Annotated in this window: 1 protein-coding gene; it reads right to left on the bottom strand. The window is 54.2% G+C overall.

All coding sequences use genetic code 11. The annotated features are described in order from the left end of the window. On the bottom strand, positions 1–284 hold a 284-nt coding region (locus tag A3754_RS07840; protein ID WP_156496907.1), incomplete at its 3' end, for a CBS domain-containing protein. Positions 285–286 lie beyond the last annotated feature (2 nt).

Below are 286 nucleotides of genomic sequence, written 5' to 3'. Positions count from 1 at the left end.
AGAAAAATTTCTGCCACATCCAGAATGGAATCCGAGCCTTCCACGGTCTGCAGATCCACACTCATGTACTCCTTTACCGAACCGATGTCTGTACCGTGGTAGCTTGCTTCCAGCGCGCCCTTAAGACAGTCGGATTCGGAAAAGACCCCCACCACACGGCCCGTTTCATCCACCACCGGGCCACCGGAAATCTGATTTTCCAGCAATACACGAATGGCTTCACTCACGGACATATCGGGGGAAAAGGTGACCAGACGGCGGCTCATGTACTCCGCCACATGCATGG

Source organism: Alcanivorax sp. HI0083 (assembly GCF_001635175.1).
This window is presented reverse-complemented; position numbering and strand designations above follow the sequence as displayed.